This window comes from Chelatococcus asaccharovorans, from assembly GCF_003201475.1.
GTDB lineage: Bacteria > Pseudomonadota > Alphaproteobacteria > Rhizobiales > Beijerinckiaceae > Chelatococcus > Chelatococcus asaccharovorans.
Genome location: NZ_QJJK01000002.1, coordinates 239,059 through 257,887 on the forward strand (window position 1 = coordinate 239,059; position 18,829 = coordinate 257,887).

At 65.8% G+C, this 18,829-nt stretch carries 16 protein-coding genes; 6 read left to right on the forward strand and 10 right to left on the reverse strand.

The features are described 5' to 3' along the window. The first annotated feature begins 143 nt into the window (after positions 1-143). Positions 144-1,568, forward strand: a complete 1,425-nt coding sequence (locus tag C7450_RS05700; protein ID WP_110373439.1) for a helix-turn-helix domain-containing protein — start codon at positions 144-146, stop codon at positions 1,566-1,568. 333 nt (positions 1,569-1,901) lie between these two features. On the opposite strand, the gene C7450_RS05705 is transcribed toward C7450_RS05700, so the two are convergent. The 3 genes from C7450_RS05705 to C7450_RS05715 form a co-directional block, all read right to left on the reverse strand. Beyond that, positions 1,902-3,023, reverse strand: a complete 1,122-nt coding sequence (locus tag C7450_RS05705; protein WP_210206374.1) for an ABC transporter ATP-binding protein — start codon at positions 3,021-3,023, stop codon at positions 1,902-1,904. Between the two features lie 161 nt (positions 3,024-3,184). Next, complete coding sequence (locus C7450_RS05710) at positions 3,185-4,090, reverse strand: DMT family transporter (RefSeq protein WP_210206375.1); 906 nt, start codon at positions 4,088-4,090, stop codon at positions 3,185-3,187. A gap of 253 nt (positions 4,091-4,343) precedes the next feature. After that, a complete protein-coding gene (locus C7450_RS05715; protein ID WP_110373442.1) occupies positions 4,344-4,724 on the reverse strand; it encodes a hypothetical protein in 381 nt (126 codons plus the stop codon). A gap of 386 nt (positions 4,725-5,110) precedes the next feature. On the opposite strand from C7450_RS05715, the gene C7450_RS05720 reads away from it, so the two are divergent. The 4 genes from C7450_RS05720 (at position 5,111) to C7450_RS05735 (ending at position 8,790) form a co-directional block, all read left to right on the forward strand. Then, positions 5,111-5,398, forward strand: coding sequence for a UxaA family hydrolase (locus C7450_RS05720; protein WP_110373443.1), 288 nt, complete (start codon positions 5,111-5,113; stop codon positions 5,396-5,398). A gap of 11 nt (positions 5,399-5,409) precedes the next feature. Then, positions 5,410-6,651 carry a UxaA family hydrolase gene (locus tag C7450_RS05725; RefSeq protein ID WP_110373444.1) on the forward strand — a complete coding sequence of 414 codons (1,242 nt, stop codon included), beginning with the start codon at positions 5,410-5,412 and terminating at the stop codon, positions 6,649-6,651. Between the two features lie 88 nt (positions 6,652-6,739). Further along, positions 6,740-7,675, forward strand: a complete 936-nt coding sequence (locus tag C7450_RS05730; protein ID WP_110373445.1) for a hydroxyacid dehydrogenase — start codon at positions 6,740-6,742, stop codon at positions 7,673-7,675. A 122-nt stretch (positions 7,676-7,797) separates the two neighbouring features. Further along, positions 7,798-8,790, forward strand: coding sequence for an Ldh family oxidoreductase (locus C7450_RS05735; RefSeq protein WP_110373446.1), 993 nt, complete (start codon positions 7,798-7,800; stop codon positions 8,788-8,790). A 75-nt stretch (positions 8,791-8,865) separates the two neighbouring features. On the opposite strand, the gene C7450_RS05740 is transcribed toward C7450_RS05735, so the two are convergent. Continuing rightward, positions 8,866-9,837: a tripartite tricarboxylate transporter substrate-binding protein gene (locus C7450_RS05740; RefSeq protein ID WP_110373447.1), complete on the reverse strand. Its 972-nt coding sequence runs from the start codon at positions 9,835-9,837 to the stop codon at positions 8,866-8,868. 613 nt (positions 9,838-10,450) lie between these two features. Here C7450_RS05740 and C7450_RS05745 point away from each other — a divergent pair. Then, positions 10,451-11,185, forward strand: coding sequence for a GntR family transcriptional regulator (locus C7450_RS05745; protein WP_110373448.1), 735 nt, complete (start codon positions 10,451-10,453; stop codon positions 11,183-11,185). A 69-nt stretch (positions 11,186-11,254) separates the two neighbouring features. Here C7450_RS05745 and C7450_RS05750 read toward each other — a convergent pair whose 3' ends face one another. From C7450_RS05750 to C7450_RS05775, 6 genes are all read right to left on the reverse strand, one after another. Further along, a complete protein-coding gene (locus tag C7450_RS05750) occupies positions 11,255-13,129 on the reverse strand; it encodes an ATP-binding protein (RefSeq protein ID WP_110373449.1) in 1,875 nt (624 codons plus the stop codon). A 3-nt stretch (positions 13,130-13,132) separates the two neighbouring features. After that, on the reverse strand, positions 13,133-14,743 hold the full coding sequence (locus C7450_RS05755) for a carboxyl transferase domain-containing protein (protein ID WP_110373770.1): 1,611 nt from the start codon (positions 14,741-14,743) through the stop codon (positions 13,133-13,135). Positions 14,744-14,869: 126 nt separating this feature from the next. Beyond that, positions 14,870-15,904, reverse strand: coding sequence for a 5-oxoprolinase subunit C family protein (locus C7450_RS05760; RefSeq protein WP_342588492.1), 1,035 nt, complete (start codon positions 15,902-15,904; stop codon positions 14,870-14,872). Further along, positions 15,901-16,653, reverse strand: coding sequence for a 5-oxoprolinase subunit PxpB (pxpB, locus tag C7450_RS05765; RefSeq protein WP_110373451.1), 753 nt, complete (start codon positions 16,651-16,653; stop codon positions 15,901-15,903). The genes C7450_RS05760 and pxpB overlap by 4 nt, the downstream gene beginning before the upstream one ends. A gap of 1 nt (position 16,654) precedes the next feature. Continuing rightward, positions 16,655-16,969 carry a LysR substrate-binding domain-containing protein gene (locus C7450_RS05770; protein ID WP_170147082.1) on the reverse strand — a complete coding sequence of 105 codons (315 nt, stop codon included), beginning with the start codon at positions 16,967-16,969 and terminating at the stop codon, positions 16,655-16,657. A gap of 123 nt (positions 16,970-17,092) precedes the next feature. After that, on the reverse strand, positions 17,093-18,211 hold the full coding sequence (locus C7450_RS05775) for a L,D-transpeptidase family protein (protein ID WP_110373453.1): 1,119 nt from the start codon (positions 18,209-18,211) through the stop codon (positions 17,093-17,095). Between the last annotated feature and the right edge of the window lie 618 nt (positions 18,212-18,829).

Genomic DNA, 18,829 nt, shown 5'->3' on the forward strand with positions numbered 1-18,829 from the left:
GCGAACCTCGCTGTTTGCTGTCAGTAAATATTTGACAAGCGCGGCCCGATAGCAAGATATATAACGATATGAGGGTGTTAAGCTGTAAACCCTTGTGAAGATCGGCATCCATTTTTGTAAAGCGCGTGATCGGGAACTCGCCTATGGCCAAGGACAATCCACAAATCGGGGCTCGCATCCAGCGGCTGCGCCGGCAGGCCAGAACATCCCAGGCGGAGCTCGCCGAGATCCTCGGCATCTCGCCGAGCTATCTCAATCTCATCGAGCACAACCGGCGCCGCATCACGGTTCCGCTCCTGATGAAGATCGCCGGTCATTTCCGGGTCGAGCCGGGTGAACTCGTCGAGAGTGACGAAACGCGCCTGACCGGCGACCTCATGGAGATTTTCGGGGACGATCTCTTCGCCGACAGCGCGCTGACCAACCAGGATATCCGCGATTTCGCATCGTCGAACCCCGCGGTCGGACGCGCCGTCGTGCGCCTGTTCGACCAGTATCGCCAGCTCAAGACCAACAGCCGGCTCGGCTCCGGCGCGGCCGCCGAGGTCGGGCACCACGTCGCCACCGACGCGGTCTCCGATTTCATTCAGCTCAACGCCAACCACTTCCCGACGCTCGAAGCCGCCGCCGAGCGCGTGCGCGCCGACATCGACCAGATGTCGGAGACCCTGGAGCACGGCCTGCGCTCGTATCTGTTCAATGTCTTCGGGCTCAACTGGCGTCCAGCGGCGCTGCCGCCCGGGATCATGCAGCGCGTCGACGCGGCCGGCCGCGAGTTCCTGACGGCCGAGGCCCTGCCCCCGGAAACGAGCCTGTTCGCCGCCGCCCACCATCTCGGCCTCCTGGCCGCAGCCCTCGACATGGAGCGGCTGATCGCGGAGAGCGAATTGCCGGCGGACGCGCCGGTGCTGGCCCATAATGCGCTCGCCAGCTATTTCGCCGCCGCGCTGATCATGCCCTACGAGCCTTTCCTCAAGGCATGCCGGGACATGCGCTACGACATCGAGCGCATCGGCCGGCGCTTCCGGGTGAGCTTCGAGCAGGTCTGCCACCGCATGACGACCCTGCAGCGCCCGGGCCAGGCCGGCATTCCGCTCCATCTCGTGCGCACCGACATTGCCGGCAATATCTCCAAGCGCTTCTCGCTGTCAGGCATCCATATTCCCCGCCATTCCGGCGCCTGTCCGCGCTGGAACGTCTATGGCGCCTTCCTGCAGCAAGGACAGATCAACGTGCAGATCAGCCAGATGCCGGAGGGCCAGCGCTACTTCTGCATCGCGCGGACGCTGACCAAGAGCGGCCCGCAATACAATGCGCCGCGGCGGCATTTCTCCATCGGCCTCGGCTGCCACATCAGCCAGGCGACGCAGATGATCTATTCGGACGGGGTCGATCTCAACAACCCGGCGCTCGCGGTGCCGATCGGCGTCGGCTGCCGCATCTGCCCGCGGCTTGATTGCGAGCAGCGTGCCCACCCGCCGGCCGACCATCGCTTCACCTCCGACGGCCGCGAAGGCGAACGCGGCGAGAGCATCTATGTCCGCCCGAACGCACAATGGGGACGGTAGATCAATCGATACTCAAGGAAAGCCGGCCCAAGTCCTGGCTATCATCAAGTCCTGGCTATCATCAAGTCCTGGCTATCATGTTGCAGGCAAGGTTAGCACCGGAACCTTTGTGTCATCCCCGGCGGGCTGCCCTGCAGCCCGGGAAGGGGATCCATAAACCGGCGCGCATGATCTTTGGATCCCCTTCCCGGCGCTACGCGCCGCCGGGGATGACACCAGCCGAGAACGGCTCTTCTTCGCTGATTGTCGATTTGCCCTGAAGCAGTTCCGTCTCCCGCAGGCTTGCTCCGATTCAAGAAGAAGCGAGACAATCCATCCTCACTATGGCCGCCCTCACGCCTTGAAGAGGCGGCCATCGGCGGGCTCCCAGGAGAGGGTGACGGGCGTGCCCTGGGCGAAGACCGGGGCGCCGGCGCCATGGGGCTGCTCGGCGGTGATCTCCACCGGTGCGGCATCGAGCCCCACCACATATTGCACGCTGGCGCCGCCGAAGATCATCTGCCGTACGACGCCCGTCGCGCGCGCGACGCCGGCTCCCGCTGCCCCGGCCGCTTCCGCCGCAGGTCCCGCGCCGATGCGCACCCGCTCGAAGCGCAGCGCCAGGATCGCCTCCCCGGACGGCATGTCCCCGATGGACGTCTCGCGCACCGCGGCGGCAAAATGGAGGTCGCCGAGCCGGACCATCGCCAGCCCATTGGCCGCGCCGTCCGCCGCCCCTTCCACCGTCACCGGCAGGAGATTGGCATGGCCGATGAAGCCCGCCACGAAGCGCGTCGCCGGCGCATCATAAAGCTCCTGCGGGGAGGCGATCTGCTCCACCCGGCCGGCGTTCATGACGGCGACCTTGTCCGACATGGCAAGCGCCTCGCCCTGGTCGTGGGTGACGAAGACGAAGGTCGTGCCGATCTCCTGCTGGATGCGTTTCAGCTCGATCTGCATCTGGTGGCGCAGCTTGAGGTCGAGCGCGCTCAGGGGCTCGTCGAGCAACAGCACCTTCGGCCGCTTCACCAGGGCGCGCGCCAGCGCCACGCGCTGCATCTGCCCGCCGGAAAGCTGGCCGGGCTTGCGCGCGGCAAAGCCCGACAGCCCAACCAGCGCCAGCGCATCCCCCACCCGGCTGCGGATCTCGGCGCGCGGCCGGCCTTCCGCCTCCAGCCCGAAGGCGACATTGGCCTCCACGCTCATATGCGGGAACAAGGCCCAGCGCTGGAAGACGATGTTGGTCGGCCGCCGATAGGGCGGCACGTCGGCCATGTCCTGTCCGGCGATGCGGATTGTGCCTTCATCGGGCGCCTCGAAACCGGACAGCATCCGAAGCGTCGTCGACTTGCCGCAGCCCGACGGCCCCAGCAGCGAGAAGAACTCCCCGCTGCCGATCCCGAACGAAATGGCATCGACCGCAAGATGCGAGCCGAAACGCTTCGTCACGCCGACCAGTTCTACCGTTCCTGACACGTGGCTAGGTCCCCTCGCGACCACCGCTGAGCGATGCTCCCATTGCCACGGGGGACTGCACCGCCGTCAAGCGATTCTCGCGCACCGGGCCCGTTCAGGTGTCTGTTCACTCCAGGTGCCTCTTCACTCCAAGTGCCTCTTCGCTCCAAGTGCCTCTTCACTCAATGGGTGTTGAGGAGCAGAAGGCCGACACCCGCCACGATCAGCACCATGCCGGCGATGTCCCGCCGGCTGGTGTCCTGGGCCATCAGGCGATGGGATACGGCCTGGGCGAACAGCACCTCGACGAGGGCCAGCGTCCGCACATTCGCGGCGCTCGTCAGCGAAAAGCCGATGAACCAGAACTGCGAGGCGAAGGCCCCCGTCAGGCCGGCAAGGATCGACACGCGCCAGGCGCGCAGCGTGGCGAGAAGCTGAGGCCGGTTGAAGGCCAGCATCCAGACGACAAGGATCGCCGATTGCAGGAAGAGACTGAGCGCCAGGATCGTCGTCGCACGCACCGCGAAGGAGCCCGACGGCAGGTCGATGATCGCCCCGCGAAAGCCGATGGCCGAGAGCGCAAAGAGCCCGCCGGCGACGATGCCCATCGCCACCGAACGGCCACTGAGCCAGTTCGCCGCCGATCCCGGCTTCACGGACAACAGGACGACCCCGGCGGTGGCGATGACGATGCCGGCGGCCGCCAAGGGGGTCGGGATATCCCTGAGGATCACCATGCCGGCGAGCGCCACCAGGATGGGCTCGGTCTTGAGCAGCGCGATGGTCACGGAAAAGGAGCGCTCCTTCATCGTCACGAGCATGAGCGCCGTGGCGAGGATCTGCGAGACAGCGCCCATGGCCGTGAACAGCACGGCCTGCGGACCTAGACGGGGCAGGCTTTCGCCGCCGACGGCGAGGACGAGACCGAGGAAGAGAAGCGAGAAGGGCAGCCCGTAGAGGAAACGGACCTGCGTCGCCCCGACGGTGCCAAGGGCGCCGGTCAGGCTGCGCTGCATGGCATTACGCGCCGTCTGGGTCAAAGCCGCGACCAGCGTTGCGGGAATCCACAGGAGTGACAGACTGAACACGCCGAACCTCGCCATTGCCCCGTTCGCCCTCTCGACCCCGTCGGGAGCGGCGAACACGCACCAGGCGCAATTCATCCAGGCTGTGACTGGGCAGGTGAGGCGGGCGCAGCGTAGTGCAACGCAGCACAGGCGCAACCGCCTTGAGACGCAGGGCTGGCTTGCACGACAGGGCCTGGCTCCGGGGCTCCGATGCCGCGGCCGAAGATCAGTGCGGCGGCATCCAGCCGTGTCGGATCAGCATCCATCATCGCCGCTAGAGCGGCTCGACCGAAACGATCTGGTAGGTATGCATGTGCTCGTCCTCGCTGATCGAGACATACTCCCCGGGCTGGAAGCTTTCCTTGTTGAACCGGAAGCCCGATTCGTCATCGGAAGAGCTGCCCTGATCGTAGTCGAAATACCAGCTGCCGCCGGGCTTGCGGGCGAGACGGCCATGCTGATCCGCCTCATGGGCGCGGAAGCGCCGGACGCGGCAGTGCTCGGCATGCTTCTTCCACGACGCGGCATCGATATGCCCATCCGGCAACAGCGGCGCGGCGAATTCGTAGCCATCAAGCGGGCTTCCCACGGGATGGCCGGGTTCGCGTGCCAATTCCAACCTGATCCTGCGAAAATTCGCGGGCAGCTCGACCATGTCAACCTCCTTAGGGCCCGGATCGGCCGGACCGGTATGTCTATTCTCAACGCGGCAGACCCCTCTGCCGTTGCCATCATGGTCCAGCTAAGCAGAAACAATCTGTTTCGTCCTGATCCTGATCAAGAAATCGTGCAGCACCGTGCGTTGGCGACGCATGGCGAGACATCGTCGCCATGTTGACTCCCCGTCAGATCTTATGTCTTATATAAGATATGAATATGAGGTCGTGTGGCGTCTGAACAATGGTGAAGGTCGCATTCGCGACACGCGCTCCCGACACCAGAGGAAAAATCCCGACTGCTGCACGGACACGTCAGCGGCCGAGCCCGAAAGCAGGCCACGACAGGCCAGCACGATCATTACAGGGAGGTTGGAATAGTCCCATGAGCATTCCGCAATGCCTCGTTCACACCCCCCAGGACAGCTGCGGGGTTGTGGTCGTTGAAGACTTGAAAGCGGGCACAGACATGCTGTGTCTGATCACCGAAAACGATACGACCTTTACACTCAAGGCCACGGGCGACGTGCCGATCGGCCACAAGGTCGCCCTCAAGGACATCAAGGCCGGCGACACCATCATCAAATACGGCGAGGATATCGGCAAGGCGATCGCCGATATCGGCAAGGGCGAGCACCTGCACGTTCATAACGTCAAGACAAAGCGCTGGTGAGGAACGAGGCCATGCAGAGCAATTCGGAAGCTGCAATCGCAGCCTCGACCGCCCAGACACAATCCCTCCTGGCCGATGGGGATTATGGCAAGCTGACATTTTACGGCTGGAAGCGCGAAAACGGACGCGTCGGCGTCCGCAATCACGTCGTCATCCTGCCATTGGACGATCTGTCCAATGCCGCCTGCGAGGCGGTCGCCAACAGCATCAAGGGCACGCTTGCCCTGCCGCATGCCTATGGCCGCCTGCAATTCGGTGAAGACCTCGAAGTCTTCTTCCGCACGCTGATCGGCATCGGCTCGAATCCGAATGTCGCTGCGGTCGTGGTCATCGGCATCGAGGAAGGCTGGACCAAGCGCGTCGTCGACGGCATCGCCAAGACAGGCAAGCCCGTGACCGGCTTCGGGATCGAAGGCCACGGCGACATCGCGACCATCGCCCGCGCCTCCTATGCCGCCAAGCAGTACCTGCAATGGGCGACCGAACTGCAACGGGAGGAATTCCCGATCAGCGACCTTTGGGTGTCCACCAAATGTGGTGAATCCGATACGACCACCGGCCTGTCCTCCTGCCCCACCGTGGGCAACATGTACGACAAGCTGATCCCCAGGGGGATCTACGGCGTTTTCGGCGAGACCACCGAGATCACCGGCGCCGAGCATCTCTGCAAGGCGCGCGCGGCGACCCCCGAGCTCGGCGAACGCTGGTACAAGATGTGGAAGGCTTATCAGGACGATGTGATCGAGGCGTACAAGACCGACGATCTCTCCGACAGCCAGCCGACGAAGGGCAATATTGTCGGCGGTCTCACGACCATTGAAGAAAAGGCGCTCGGCAATCTCGAGAAGATCGGCCGGAACTCGAAGTTCATCGATATCCTTGAGCCCGCCGAAGCACCTGCGAAGGGCCCGGGGCTCTACTATATGGATACCTCGTCGGCGGCGGCGGAATGCGTGACCCTGATGGCGGCCGGCGGTTATGTCGTGCACACCTTCCCGACAGGCCAGGGCAATGTCATCGGCAACCCGATCCTGCCGGTCATCAAGATCACCGGCAATCCAAAAACCATGCGCACCATGGCCGAGCATATCGATGTGGACGTGACGGGCATTCTGCGCCGTGACCAGACGCTGGACAGTGCGGGCGACGCGCTGATCAGCATGATCCAGCGCACGGCCAACGGACGCCTGACTGCCGCCGAATCCCTCGGTCACCGCGAATTCGTCCTGACGAAGCTCTATCGCAGTGCCTGAGCGGTCTTTGTCACAGTCCCCGCGGCGCTATAGTGGCTGAGCCGGCGCGAGCCGCGCACAGCCATATGCACCTATCGAGGCCAAGCCGATGATCGTGATCACCGAGTTCATGGATGAGGAGGCCATCCGCAGCGGTCTCGACGGGTTCGAGGTGCTCTATGATCCGAGCCTCGTCGATCGCCCGGACGATCTGGCCGTCGTCGTCGGCCAGGCGGATGCGCTCATCGTCCGCAACCGCACCCAGGTCCGTGGCGCTCTGCTCGACGCCGCCCGCAATCTCAAGGCTGTGGGGCGCCTCGGCGTCGGGCTCGACAACATCGACATGGCCGCATGCGCGGCACGCGGCATCGCCGTCTATCCGGCTTCCGGCGCCAACGACACATCCGTCGCGGAATATGTGATTACGACCGCGATGCTGCTTTTGCGCGGCGCCTATGGCGCGACCAGCGAGGTGGCGGGCGGCGCCTGGCCGCGCAACCGGCTTGTCGGGCGGGAGATCGCCGGCAAGCGCCTCGGTCTCGTCGGCTTCGGCTCGATCGCCCGCGAGACGGCGCGCCGCGCCGCCGCGCTCGGCATGACGATCTGCGCGTATGATCCCCATCTGCCGCCCTCCGCCGAGGCGTGGACGCAACCGTGGGGTCGTGTTGAGGCGCAGCCGCTGAATTCACTCCTCACCGAGGCCGATGTGATCTCCCTGCACGTGCCACTCACGGATGAAACCCGCGGAATGGTCGACGGCACCGCCATCGCCCGGATGAAGAAGGATGCCGTGGTCATCAATGCGGCGCGCGGCGGCGTGGTGGATGAAAACGCCCTGGCCGCTGCGCTCCGCGCCGGTCATCTCGGCGGGGCGGCGCTTGACGTCTTTGAGGACGAGCCGCTCGACGCGGACCGCGGCTCGATTTTCGCCGGCATTCCGAACCTCATCCTGACGCCGCATATTGCCGGGGTGACCGTGGAATCGAACGTGCGCGTCTCCTGGGTCACGGTGGACAACATCCGCCGCCATCTCACCGGGGCCTAGCCTGGGCGATGCCCCGCTTCTTCACAAAAGCCGTCAGCACTCCACGCTTTTGTCATCGCAAGCTGTTGTCGGAGCGCCGGGTTCCTCTTGTTCCGCAGCATAGTCTATTTTGAAAGTATGCCATGCCTGTCCTGTCACTTGCCGAAGCCCGCGATCTCGTCGCAGCCGCTCTTGTGCGTTCGCGCGTCAATGAAGCCAATGCGGCGAGTGTCGCTCGTGCCTTGGTCGCCGCCGAAGCGGACGGGCTGAAGGGTCATGGCCTCTCGCGCGTGCCGAGCTATGCGGCCCAGGCCGAGGTCGGCAAGGTCGATGGCTTCGCCCGGCCTGCCATTACACGTCCCGCGCCCGGCGTTGTTGCGATCGATGCCGCGCACGGCTTTGCCTATCCGGCGATCGACGCCGCACTCGCGGCGCTGCCCGAGGTCACGCGGAGCCAGGGCGTCGCCGTCGCGCCGATCCGCCGCTCGCACCATTGCGGCGCCGCCGGCCATGCTGTCGAGAGGCTGGCGGAGGGTGGGCTCGTTGCCCTCCTCTTCGCCAATACGCCGGCGGCCATCGCCCCCTGGGGCGGGTCCCGTGCCGTCTTCGGCACCAATCCCATTGCCTTCGCCTGCCCGCTCGCGGAAGCGGCCCCCATCGTGGTCGACCTGTCCGTGTCGAAGGTGGCGCGCGGCAATATCCTGGCCGCCAAACAGAAGGGTGAGGCCATCCCCGCCGGCTGGGCACTGGACGCCTCCGGCCAGCCGACGACAGATCCTGATGCGGCGCTCAAGGGAACCATGCTGCCGCTTGGCGATGCCAAGGGCACCGCGCTTGCGCTGATGGTCGAGCTGCTGGCGGCTGGCCTCACCGGCGCCAACTATGCCGCCGAGGCCTCATCCTTTCTCGACGCCGAGGGCCCTGCGCCGGACACCGGCCAGTTGATCCTCGCCCTCGACCCCGTGCGTCTTGGCGGGCCCGATGCGATCGCGCGCTTCGCCGTGCTGGCCGAGGCGATCACCGCACAGGACGGTGCGCGGCTGCCTGGCGCGCGCCGTCTCGCCCTGCGCGCCAGGGCGGAGGCGGAAGGCCTGACCGTCGCCGACGGCCTCATTGCGGATATTCGGGCGCTGTAGGCGCGACTGACTGAATGACACGAGGCGGGATCGGGCACGCCGGAACCAGAGGCCCGCGTGCCCGGATCTGTTCGATCAGTTCTTCGCTTCATTCTTGCCGATGACGGCCTGCCAGGTCGCGACCTCCCTGGCGAATTGGGCCTGGTGGGCCGCCGGCGTCCGCTGGTCCGCCGGGAAGAGCTGCGTGCCGACCTCCGCAAAGCGCGCCTGCACGTTCTTGTCATCCAGCGCCTGCAGCAGCGCCTTGTTGAGCGTCGCCACCACCTCGGGCGGGGTCCCCGCCGGCGCATAAAGGCCGTGCCAGATGGTGAACGCGAAGTCCTTCAGTCCTGCCTCCTGCAATGTCGGCAAGTCTTTCAGAACCGGGAGCCGCTCTTTCGAGGTAACCGCGAAACCCTTGACGGTGTTACCCTCGATCTGCGGGACGGCGGTGGTCGACTGGTCGCAGAGAACGTCCACCTGTCCGCTCATCAGATCATTCATGGCCGGGCCGGTGCCCCGGTAGGCGACCTGCGTGAACGTGACCCCGAGTGCCTTCTGCAGAAGCAATGTGCAGAGATGCGAATTCGACCCGACGCCGGCATGGGCAATCGTCGCCTTCATGCCATCCGCCTTCAGCTTGGCGATGAGCGCGGCCGCGTCATTGGCCGGATAGTCCTTCTTCGACATCAGCACCATGGGCCCGGAATTGACGAGCCCGAGAGGCGCGAAGGCCGTCATCGTATCGTAGGTGAGCTTGGGATAGAGCGAAGCGCCTGCAGCAAGTGCCACGTGGTGGATCAGGAGCGTATATCCATCGGGATCGGCCTTGGCGGCGCGTGCCGCGCCCGCGGTACCGCCCGCCCCGGCGACATTCTCGATCACCACCTGCTGTCCCAGGGACTGCGACATGGACTGGCCGACGAGGCGCGCGATCGCATCGCTCGGACCACCGGCCGCGAAGGGCACGATCAGGGTGATGGAGCGTGCTGGATAGGTTTCTGCATGGAGCGCGCCGCTGGAAAGGACCAGTGCAGCGGCCGCGATGGCTCTCGTCAGTATTCGCATGGGTTCGTTTCCTCCCGCCTCGTTTGAGCGTTGCATTTGCGTCAGATGCGCGTGTGCACGATCCGTCCGCCAGACTGTCGCTGGCTTGTGACGTCAGGCCCGATCGCCTGTCAGCCTTCTGCGGGCCGGACGATAATATAACAGATATCTTATATAACACTAGCGGTCGGCCTGAGAGCTTCATGCCGTGCATTTCCAAATTTACTGATCGAAATGAGAGATCATGTAGTGGAGCGAATTTGACATGTGAGTCCCGCCTGACATGAGGCTCCAGATCAAATGTCAAATTCAAAAGCTCCACTAAAACCATTAATTTGCTAGTGGTTCTCTTGACTCCGACATTGGCTCCAAGGCCCGTATCAGGCGGATGCAAATGTCGGAGCAGAACCACTAGTGTTGCGCTTATCGTTGTGAGGGACGATAAGCGTGCGCTGCTTCGCCTGGACGGCCAGCTCTGCTATAAGATAGAAGAGTTATTGAACCGCCGCCCCACTCGCCTGTCTCCGGGTGGGACGGGCCGGAAGCCGGGACGGAGCGGAGTGCCAAGTTTGACGAACCTGTGCGGCGTCGCCCAACGGCTCGCCCCCATCGCGCCGGCGCTGGCCCACCGCCGATGACACGCATTCTGGATCAGACAGAAGTCCTCGGCTTCCGGCCGCTCTATCGCCAGGTCCGCGACCGGCTCATCCGCAATCTGGTCGACGGTGTATGGGCTCCGGGCGAGGCGCTGCCCAGCGAAATGCAGCTCGCGGCGGATCTCGGCGTGAGCCAGGGCACCGTGCGCAAGGCGCTCGACGCCATGGCGGCCGAAAATCTCGTCGTCCGTCGCCAGGGCCGCGGCACTTTCGTCGCGCGCCATGATGAAGAGCGTATCCTCTTCCAGTTCTTCAAGCTTGTCCCCGACAGCGGCGTACCGAGCTTTCCCGATAGCCGGGTACTTTCCCTGTCCCAGGGTCGTGCCGACGCCAATGAGCGCTCGCTGCTCGCCTTGACGCCGGGCAGCAAGGTCATCCGCATCAAACGTGTGCGATCAATAGAGGACCGGCCGGTCATTGCGGAGACGATCAGCCTGCCCGCAGCGCTCTTCCCCGATCTCGCCGGCATGGCGGTCCCGAACAACCTCTATGGCCTCTATGCCATGCACTATGGCATCACCATTGCCAATACGCAGGAGAAGCTGAAGGCCGTCGGCGCCTCACCGGACGATGCGGCGATCCTTGGTGTGACCCCCGGAACGCCTGTGCTGAGGATCGACCGCCTGGCGCTCGCCCTCGACAAGACACCGGTCGAAAGGCGGCTCAGCATCTGCCTGACGCAGGACCTGCATTATCTCTCGGATTTGAGCTGAGAACAGCCCTCCGCGGGGACCTGCCCCCCGGGGGGGCGGGCGTGGGCGGTCGTGCCGCCCGTGGCAGGGTCAGCCGTTCTTCGCGACGCGGGCCAACAGCGTTCCCTCGCTGACCTGCTCGCCCGTCATCGCCTTCAACTCGGTCACGACACCGTCGAAGGGCGCCGTGAGCCCGTGCTCCATTTTCATGGCTTCCAGCACGATGAGGCGCTCGCCCTGGCGCACCGCGTCGCCCTCCGCCACGTCGACGCTGATGACGCGGCCGGGCATCGGCGCCAGCAGCGCGCCGTCGGACGCCGCGCCGCCCGTAGCCACATCGGCAGCCGGTGCCGCGAATGGCCAGGCCTCGCCGTCGGCGAACAGCACACGCGTGCCGTCGGGCATCACCGCGACAGTGTCGCCGTCCGCCGGGCCATCCTGATCGAGGATCACGCGATGCCCTTTCCCGGCGACCGTCACCGCGACCGTGCGCTGCGCCGGCGCCGCCATGCGGAAGCCCGTCAGCGCCGTCCAGGGTCCTCCGTCGCCCGGCTCAAGCAGCGCACGCGCGGCCGCCTGCAGAATGCCGGCGTCGGGCTCGCCGCCCGGCACGAGACGATCGGCGTGGCGCTCGATGAAGCCGGTATCAACCCGGCCAGCCGCAAAATCGGCATCATCGAGACAGCGCGCGAGGAAAGCGGCATTGGTTCGGACCGGCCAGACTTCCACCGACCGGCAGGCCTCGGCCAGAGTGGCCTGCACGGCGCGCCGTTCCGGCCCATGGGCGATGAGCTTGGCGATCATCGGATCGTAGTAGGGCGTCACCGCCCCGCCCTCCTCGACGCCACTGTCGACGCGCACCGTCGCCGGCAGGTGGAGACGATCGAGCCGTCCCGTTGACGGCAGAAAGCCGGTGGCCGGATTTTCGGCGTAAAGCCGCGCCTCCATCGCCCAGCCGCGAATGGCAAGGTCGTCCTGGCGCAGCGGCAGCGGCTCGCCAGCGGCGACCCTGAGCTGCCATTCCACCAGATCCTGACCCGTGATCGCCTCGGTCACGGGATGCTCCACCTGCAACCGGGTATTCATTTCCATGAACCAGATGCGATCGGCCCGCAGGCCCGCGGAAGCATCCGCGATGAACTCGATCGTTCCGGCGCCGACATAATCGACCGCCCGTGCCGCCGTCACCGCGGCCGTACAGATCGCCGCACGCGTTGCCGCGTCCATGCCGGGGGCGGGCGCCTCCTCGATGACCTTCTGATGGCGCCGCTGCAGGGAGCAATCGCGCTCGAACAAATGCACCACATGGCCGTGGCTGTCGCCGAAGACCTGCACCTCGATATGGCGGGGATTGAGTACGTATTTCTCGATGAGGACGCGGTCGTCGCCGAAGGCCGCGGCCGCCTCGCGCCGGCAGGCCGCAAGCTCTGCCGCGAAATCCGCTGCCGCATTGACGCGGCGCATGCCCTTGCCGCCGCCGCCCGCGACCGCCTTGATCAGCACGGGGTAGCCGATCGCATCCGCTTCAGCCTTGAGGCGTTTTTCGTCCTGGTCCTCACCGAGATAGCCCGGCGTCACCGGCACACCGGCTGCCTGCATCAGGCTCTTGGCGGCATCCTTCAGACCCATGGCCCGGATCGCCGTGGCGGGGGCGCCCACCCAGACGAGCCCCGCCGCGACGACCGCCTCCGCGAATCCGGCATTCTCGGAGAGAAAGCCGTAACCCGGATGGATCGCGGCGGCCCCTGCCGCCTCTGCGGCCGCGATGATCTTCGCGCCATCGAGATAGCTCTCGCGTGCCGGCGCCGGCCCGATGCAGATGGCCGTGTCGGCCTCGCGCACGAAGGGCATGGCGGCGTCGACATCGGAGTGGACGGCAATGGTGCGGATGCCGAGGCGGCGCGCGGTGCGGATGATGCGGCGGGCAATCTCCCCGCGATTGGCAATGAGAAGGCTCTCGAACATCAGCTACATCCGGAAGAGGCCGAAGCGCGGCTCGCGCGGGATGGGGGCGTTGAGCGTCGCCGCGAGGGCAAGCCCCAGCACGTCGCGCGTCTCGACGGGATCGATGATGCCGTCGTCCCAGAGCCGCGCCGTCGCGTAATAGGGATTGCCCTCGGCCTCATAGCGCTCGCGGACAGGGGCCTTGAAGGCGTCCTCCTCCTCGGCCGACCATGTGCCGCCATTGGCCTCCAGCGCGTCGCGGCGAATGGTGGCGAGCACGGAGGCCGCCTGCTCGCCGCCCATGACGCTGATGCGGCTGTTCGGCCAGGAGAACAGGAACCGTGGCCCGTAGGCGCGGCCGCACATGCCGTAATTGCCCGCGCCGAAGGAGCCGCCGATCAGCACCGTGATCTTCGGCACGGTCGCCGTCGCGACAGCCGTCACCAGCTTCGCGCCGTCCTTGGCGATGCCGCCGGCCTCATATTTGCCGCCGACCATGAAGCCGGAAATGTTCTGCAGGAAGAGAAGCGGCACGCGGCGCTTGCAGGCGAGCTCGATGAAATGCGCGCCCTTGAGGGCGCTTTCCGAGAAGAGCACGCCGTTATTGGCGAGGATCGCAACCGGCATGCCCCAGATCCGCGCAAAGCCGCAGACGAGGGTCGTGCCGTAAAGCGGCTTGAACTCATGCATCTCGGAGCCGTCGACGATCCGCGCGATGATCTCGCGCACGTCGTAAGGCGCACGCACATCCATCGGCACGATTCCGTAGATATCGTCCGGATCGTGGCGCGGCGGGCGCGGCGCGGCGATGTCGATATCGAGCGTCTTGACGCTGTTGAGGGTCGCGGCGATCTCACGCACCATGAGCAGCGCATGCTCATCGTTCTCGGCCACATGATCCACCACCCCGGACCGGCGACCATGGGTGTCGGCGCCGCCGAGCTCTTCCGCCGAGATGACCTCGCCGGTCGCCGCCTTCACCAGCGGCGGTCCGGCCAGAAAAATCGTGCCCTGATTGCGCACGATCACCGTCTCGTCCGACATCGCCGGCACATAGGCGCCACCCGCGGTGCAACTCCCCATCACGCAGGCAATCTGGGGTATGCCCTCGGCCGACATCGTCGCCTGATTGTAGAAAATGCGCCCGAAATGCTCGCGATCGGGAAACACCTCGGCCTGATGCGGCAGGTTGGCGCCGCCGGAATCGACCAGGTAGATGCAGGGCAAGCGGTTCTCCCGGGCGATCTCCTGGGCGCGCAGGTGTTTCTTCACCGTCATCGGGAAGTAGGCGCCGCCTTTCACGGTGGCATCATTGGCGACGATCATCGCCTCGCGTCCGGCGATCCGTCCAACCCCGGCGATCAGGCCGGCACCGGGCGCCTCCCCGCCATAGAGGCCATTGGCGGCGAGCCCGCCGATCTCCAGGAAAGGCGAGCCTGCATCGACGAGCCTGTCCACGCGGTCGCGCGGAAGGAGCTTGCCCCGCGCCACATGCCGCTCGCGGGCACTGTCCGGCCCGCCACGGGCTGCTGCCGCGATCCTGGCGCGGAGCTCGTCGGCAAGCGCACGGTTGTGGGCGGCGTTGCGGCGGAAGGTCTCGCTGTCGCGATCGACCGAGGTCGCGAGTGTCGTCATCAGCCGCACCATCTCCCTCTTTCACGGCGTGTCGTCCTGGCGTGCTGTCGTGCCCCGGCCGCGTTTCCCGGCAAGTTTGCGCCGGCTTGTAAAATCACGCCACTGAAATTGCGGGGGCCGGCGTTCCTAAGGGTTCACCGCCGGGTCACGCGCGTCGACCACGCCGCTGATGAGGTTGAGCCCGAGCAATCGGCGCGAATCGAGGTCCGGCTGGGCGGGCTTCAACCGGCTCGCCAGGGCAGCGATGCGCGCGCGATACTGACGGGCGAGCCGGACAGCCTCCTCATGCGCGATGGCCCGGAACGTCACCTCGCTGCCGGGAACGCACTGCGCGAGACGATCGAGATCGGCACTGATCACCGTCGCGATCTTGGGATAGCCGCCGGTTGTCTGGCGGTCGCGCATCAGCACGATCGGCTGGCCATGGCCCGGGACCTGCACATGGCCGCAGACGATGCCGTCGGAGACGATATTGTGGCCGCGCGCGGCGATGAGCGCCGGCCCTTCCAGCTGATAGCCCATGCGGTCGATGCGCGCCGACACGCGGTAACACTCGCCGAGGAAGCGGGCGATGGTATCGGGCGCGAAATAGTCATCCTGCGGCCCGAGGACGACGCGGATCGGCCCGTCCGCACGAGACAGACCATCGGTCAGGCCATCGATCAGAACCTGGGGCGCGACATGTCCGGCCGCCGCACAGGGCAGGCGATCGCCGGCGGCCAGGGGGCGACCGACCATTCCCCCCATGCCCGAGCGGCGATGCAGCGCGATGCTGCCGAGTTCCGGCGCGACGTCGAAACCACCCGCGACCGCCAGATAGGCAAAAAGCCCCGTGCGGCAGGGGCTCACGGTCAGCCTGTCCCCCTCACGCACCAGGGTGGAGGTGAACGGCGCCACGGGATGGCCTTGAACGGAGAGCGTCGCACCGCCACCGGCGAGCGATACCAGCAGAGGGCCGTCCGCGCAGGTCAGGGAACCTCCCTGCGCCATGAACTCGACCGCGCCGGTCTCCGCGCCATTGCCGACGAGCACATTGGCAGCCGCGAGCGCCAATCGGTCCATCGCACCTGCCGGCGACACGCCGAAACGCTGGTAGCCATACCGTCCCCCATCCTGAAAGGATGTTGCCGGCCCGCAGTCGCGCATCATGAGAGCGCTCACGACGCCACCATGTCGGCAACCGGTTCGCCGGCAGCGGCCGCCTTGTCGAGCACCCGCCAGTGGTCCTCGGCGATGGGCTCAAACACGATTTCATCACCCGACGCGATGAGAAAGGCCGGATCGCGACCGGGATGGTACGGCCGGACGGGCGTGCGGCCCAAGAGATGCCAGCCGCTCGGCCCTGCGATGGAGCTGATCGCAGCCTGGGCACCACCGATGATGACCGAACTCGCGGGTATAAGCGGACGCGGGTCTGACCGCCGCGGCGTCGCGAGCCGGGGGTCGAGGCCGCCGAGATAGGTGAAGCCGGGCATGAAGCCGATCATGTAGACCCGATAGACGGGCGCGCAATGGGCGTCGATCAAAGCGGATGGCGAGAGGCCGTGCCGGGCTGCGACATCCGCGAGATCCACGCCGAATGCACCGCCATAGACAACCGGAATGCGCCACCGCCGCACGGCTTCGCCGGTGGGCGGCAAATTGGCCGCCATCGCCAGGAGATCGGCCGCGAGCGCTTCAGGATCCGCAATGACCGGATCGATGTGGACGAGCAGCGAGCGATAGGTCGGCACCGTTTCGAGAACGCCGGCGACGGGGTGCGCCGTGAGCTCGGCATCCAGCGCCAGAACCTTGGCGTTGAGATCGGGATCGATCGTTTCCCCGAATTCGATCGTCAGCGCCGTATCGCCGCAGGGACGCACGCGCGGATAGGCGCCATGCCCTGCGGCCCCGCGGCTCTCGCGCCCCATATCACGCGCCCTGGTCGATGGGGGCGAGCCTCGCGCCCCTGCACATGGGCAACGCGACACGGCCACGCGCCGGAGCGGCGCCCACCACGGGAATGACCGTCAGGATGCCTGAACCCACACACATTTGGGCGCGACCGAGGGCGGTGATCGAAACGCCTGCACCCGCAGCCAGAAATCCCGCCAATACATGCATGGAATTCGTCTCTATCATTGGCGTGCAGGTCAAACCCACGTCCTCCCGTGCCGCGTCGAAGATGGCCCGGCTGCCGCCAAAAGCTGTCGGGGCAGCGATAGGATAGTCCAGGGGGTCGCGCAAGATGCTCGCCCCGGCCATCCCGACAGCTGACGCGCGTGCCCTTACGACCGGGATCACCGGCACAAAGCCGGGGGATGACGCCAGCGATGTCTGGCGTCTCAATCCGAACGGAACGCTCTCGGGCTATCGGATCGCGCTGGTGACCTCGACGCCGTCGAGGAATTCGACAGGGACACCCGGCTCGATGAGCTTGACCAGTTCCTCCGCATCCCAATTGGTCAGCCTGATGCAGCCGTGGCTATTCGTCTTGTCGATGCGGCTCGGTTCCGGCGTTCCGTGGATGCCGTAGGTTGGCTTGTCCAACCCGATCCAGACCGACCCGACGGGGTTGTTCGGCCCTGGCGCAATGCGCAGCGCCTTGGTGTTGTCGCCCTGCTGGAAATTCACCGCGGGGCGATACCAATATTCCGGATTGACCGCGACGGCTCCCACAAGGTGAACCCCGGTGGGAGATGGCAGGTCCCGGCTGCCGATGGTCGCGGGATAGGCGACGACCAGTTCACCGGCACCGCCGTAGCCAAGGAGCTGCTTGGTCGACTTGTCCGCGACCAGTCTGGCGACCTTGGCGCGGGGCTTTTTCTGGCGAACATCGGCAACGACGATCGTCTCGCCCGGCGCCTGGAACGTCGCGCCCGGATTGAGGCGCCGGAGCAGGTCCTCGTCCATGTGGAATTTCTCGGCGAGCAGTTCCACGGGGCCACGGTAGCCGAGCCGGTAGAGCGTCGCCAACTCGGCATAGTCCTTCGGCATATCCGGCACGAACGGCCCGGCGACATCCTCCACCTTGATCGCATAGGTCATCAGCGGCGGCTCGGCGCTCTCCCGCTCCAGCGCTTCCCAGATCGCCTGGTTGAGGACGCCGTTCACGGGCAGGTTCCGCATGGCCTGGAAGGCGGCAATGGCCTTCGCGACATTGCTGCCGAGATGCCCGTCGATCACCCCCGGAGATGCATGGGCCCGATCAAGCATAATCTGCAGCTTCACAATCGCGGGGCTGACCTCGGACTGCATCGGCAGCGGCCGCGGAAAGGCTGCCGCGCGCGTCACCGCGACCCATTCGTCGCGCGTCGCCGGGAGTGCCACCTTCACCGGATTTGTTGTTCCCGGCCTGTCAGAGGCCGGGGCGCCGACACCGGCGGTCTGAGCCCGATCCCGGCCAGCCTCGGGCGCCGCCAAAGCTGGCATGCCGGAGAACAAGGCACCGGAGATGAGCGCAAGGGCGACACTCGAACGCATAGTCATTCACACCCTACCGATACGCGTCGCGACCAGCCGCGGGGCGAAATGCGGACAACATCCGGCATCTGCCGCTGCGGGCGATCGGAACTTAGCGCATAGGGTTTAAAAGGGATTGAACGCCACGACAGGATGCAGCCGCAGTTCCCATCGCGTCGGATTCGCTCCCGACACCGGATACTCCCGAACATGACATGGAAAGGGACCCAGAGGCATGGGGGCATGACCGCCAGGTCCCTTTCCTGGCCGGCGCAGCCGGCCACGCGCAGAGGGAAGAAGAACAACGGCTATCGTCTTCAGACCCTCAAGGCGAAGAAGGCATCAGGGCCCTCCGGGCGGCATGCGCCCTGACATGACCTGAGTTGCGGGAGAGCGCGCGGCCAATCATCACGGCTCATGTGGTCGTCTAGCCGCCGTTGACGAGGATCGTCTGTCCGGTCATCCACAGACCTTCCGAGACGAGGAAGCGGATATCGCCGCCAGCGATGACCAAAGCCTTACCTTTGACAGCGTGATCGGTCATGACAATCGGATTCCTTCACCAACAGACGGCCGAATGTCCGCCGCCGCATGTGAGAGAGGATATCGTCTAGGATCAGCTGATAAAGTCGCGCATTTTGACAT

Bases quoted from the DNA above. Each gene is read 5' to 3' on its own strand.
- C7450_RS05700 (WP_110373439.1), top strand. From the start codon at position 144: ATGGCCAAGGACAATCCACAAATCGGGGCTCGCATCCAGCGGCTGCGC.
- C7450_RS05715 (WP_110373442.1), bottom strand. From the start codon at position 4,724: ATGGTCGAGCTGCCCGCGAATTTTCGCAGGATCAGGTTGGAATTGGCA.
- C7450_RS05720 (WP_110373443.1), top strand. From the start codon at position 5,111: ATGAGCATTCCGCAATGCCTCGTTCACACCCCCCAGGACAGCTGCGGG.
- C7450_RS05725 (WP_110373444.1), top strand. From the start codon at position 5,410: ATGCAGAGCAATTCGGAAGCTGCAATCGCAGCCTCGACCGCCCAGACA.
- C7450_RS05730 (WP_110373445.1), top strand. From the start codon at position 6,740: ATGATCGTGATCACCGAGTTCATGGATGAGGAGGCCATCCGCAGCGGT.
- C7450_RS05735 (WP_110373446.1), top strand. From the start codon at position 7,798: ATGCCTGTCCTGTCACTTGCCGAAGCCCGCGATCTCGTCGCAGCCGCT.
- C7450_RS05740 (WP_110373447.1), bottom strand. From the start codon at position 9,837: ATGCGAATACTGACGAGAGCCATCGCGGCCGCTGCACTGGTCCTTTCC.
- C7450_RS05745 (WP_110373448.1), top strand. From the start codon at position 10,451: ATGACACGCATTCTGGATCAGACAGAAGTCCTCGGCTTCCGGCCGCTC.
- C7450_RS05750 (WP_110373449.1), bottom strand. From the start codon at position 13,129: ATGTTCGAGAGCCTTCTCATTGCCAATCGCGGGGAGATTGCCCGCCGC.
- C7450_RS05755 (WP_110373770.1), bottom strand. From the start codon at position 14,743: ATGACGACACTCGCGACCTCGGTCGATCGCGACAGCGAGACCTTCCGC.
- pxpB (WP_110373451.1), bottom strand. From the start codon at position 16,653: ATGGGGCGCGAGAGCCGCGGGGCCGCAGGGCATGGCGCCTATCCGCGC.
- C7450_RS05775 (WP_110373453.1), bottom strand. From the start codon at position 18,211: ATGACTATGCGTTCGAGTGTCGCCCTTGCGCTCATCTCCGGTGCCTTG.